Origin of the sequence: Corallococcus sp. 4LFB (assembly GCF_046520365.1) — a bacterium.
Classification (GTDB): domain Bacteria; phylum Myxococcota; class Myxococcia; order Myxococcales; family Myxococcaceae; genus Corallococcus; species Corallococcus caeni.
Map to the genome: position 1 here is coordinate 1 of NZ_JBKGHJ010000885.1, position 1,909 is coordinate 1,909.

1 protein-coding gene is annotated in these 1,909 nt (G+C 74.6%); it reads left to right on the plus strand.

Features of this window, described 5'->3' with window-relative positions; all coding sequences use genetic code 11:
• Positions 1 to 1,909: tetratricopeptide repeat protein (locus ACLEQD_RS42370; protein WP_410391643.1), on the plus strand; the 1,909-nt coding region annotated here is incomplete at both ends.

Sequence of the window (1,909 nt, forward strand, 5' to 3'; positions counted from 1 at the left end):
CCCTGGGCCCGCTCGCCCGCATGGAGGCCCGGGAGGACTGGGGCGGCATCGCGGCGGCCTATGCCCTGGAGGGCGAGTGGAACCAGGCGGCGTCCTTCCTGGAGCGCCTGCCGGCCTCGCCGGAGCGCGACAGCGACCTGGCGGCGGTGGCGCTCGCCCGGGGAGACCATGAGCGCGCGCTGCGCCTGCTGGACGGCGCGCTGGCCGCGAAGCCCGGCCTGATGCAGGCGCTGTGGAACCGCGCGCTGGTGTTCCGGGAGATGGGGCTGACGCTGCGCGCGTCGGAGCTGTTCGAGCAGGTGGCGAAGCGCAACGAGCAGGGCTGGGGACGTGAGGCCCACGCCCAGGCGCTGGCCCTGCGCGAGGCCACGCTGGAGCGCCAGCGTCAGTGGAAGGCCGCGCGCGAAGCGACGATGGCCCTGGTGGAGGACCCGAAGGCGCCGCTGCCCATGGACGCGGCCCGTCAGCTCCCGGGGACGGTGCGCGGCGTCTTCTATGAGGCCGTGCGCGCCGCGCCGTCCAGGGAGCGCGTGCTGGCGCTCCTGCCGCTGGCGAAGGAGCTGGACCGGGTGCACGGCGGCAGCGTGCTCGGGGACTACGTGCAGCGCGTGGCGAAGCGCGACTTCTCCCGCCGCGCGGACCTGGCGCGGCAGTACGCGGAGTCGCTGCGCGAGGGCCACGCCGTCCCGGAGGCGCTGCTGGACCGGGCGCGCCTGTCCGGCGACGAGGACATCTACCTGGGCGCCCTCCTGCGCACGCGCAAGGGGACCCTGTCCCACCTGAAGGACACGCTGGAGCGCATCAAGCGGCTGGAGGACCCCTGGTTCACCTACGTCGCGGACCGCGACCAGGCCCTCAAGGAGATCGCCGACGGCGCGTGGTGGAAGGCCGAGCAGCGGCTCTTCGGGGCGCTCCAGCGCTGCCGCGAGAATGGCCTGTCGGTGCGCTGCCTGGAGCTGGAGAAGCGGCTGGCCATCTTCTATTACGACATGCAGCGCGTGACGGAGTCCGAGCAGCACGCGCGCGTGCTCTGGGCCGGCGCGCGGCAGCTGCGCGAGTGGGAGCTGGAGTTCAACGTGCTGGAGGTGCTGAGCCAGGTGGCGCGCTCGCGCAACGACCTGGGCAGCGCCCGCGCCTATCTGGAGGAGTGGATGGCGCGCGGCCCCACGCGCAGCTGCGCGTGGCCCCACGTGCAGCTGGCGCACCTGCACTACCTGGACCTGCGGCCCCAGGACGCGCGGCGGGAGCTGGACGTCGCCGCCGCCTGCGCGGACAACCCCATGGAGCTGGTGTTCGGCGCCACGCTCGCGGAGCTGACGCGCTCCAGCTCCGGCCCCAACGACCTGGAGTGGCTGTCCCGCGTGACGGCCAACGCGCTGACGGGCCCGGTGGTGCAGGGCGGGGACCGCGTCTACGCGGACTACCTGGAGGGCCGCTTCCACCTGGACCGCGACCGCCAGAAGGGCCAGCTCCACCTGCGCGGCGCCATCGCCGCGGCGGACGCCCTGCCGCGCGGCGACGCGCTGGGGCGCGAGTCCTGGGCGCTCAGCTATTCGTCGCTCGCGGTGGACGCGGGCCGCGCGGGTGAGTTCCCCAAGGTGGTGGAGCTGATGGCCGCGCAGCTGGACACGCCCGTGCCCACGCGGTGCGCGCTGGCCGCCAGCGTCCACGCCGAGCGCACCGTGCTGGTGGCGCTGGGCCCCCAGGGCGAGGTGAAGGGGCACTACGACGACACGCGCAAGGAGCCCTTCGCCCGCGCGGACTCGTCCCGGCTGGTGCCGGAGGCGCTGCGCAAGGCGCTCTCCAGCTGCGACCACGTGGACGTGCTCGCGTGGGCGCCCGTCTTCGGCCGCACGGACCTGCTGCCCTCCGACATCGCGTGGAGCTTCCGCCTGGGCCGCGCCCACGG